Source organism: Dysgonomonas sp. 511 (genome assembly GCF_010501105.1).
Classification (GTDB): Bacteria; Bacteroidota; Bacteroidia; order Bacteroidales; family Dysgonomonadaceae; genus Dysgonomonas.
The window spans coordinates 1-332 of sequence record NZ_QVMQ01000093.1; the positions used below are offsets into that span (position 1 = coordinate 1).

Annotated in this window: 1 tRNA gene; it reads left to right on the forward strand. The window is 41.3% G+C overall.

The features are described from left to right. Positions 1-163 precede the first annotated feature (163 nt). A tRNA-Val gene (locus tag D0T57_RS15415) sits at positions 164-238 on the forward strand. Positions 239-332: the final 94 nt, after the last annotated feature.

Here is a 332-nt window from a genome sequence, read left to right on the forward strand (position 1 = left end):
TCAGTATTGAATGATCTTTTTTGTTATATCACAAGCTACACGATAAATCAATAATCTGCATTTTGATGTATATCTGGATTCACATCAATTTCAGCTTGGCGACAACTATCACGAACATCTTACCAAAGAGAAAATAGACGCCCTGATAGAAGATTGTAAACAAGGGCGTTTAGCTCAGCTGGTTCAGAGCATCTGCCTTACAAGCAGAGGGTCGGCGGTTCGAATCCGTCAACGCCCACTTGAAAATCACATTATACCCCGTCTTTTCCAATACCCTGTCGAATAGCTTTCTGAGGTTATTTCCGATTCTTTGGTCGGTATTGCCAATGTCG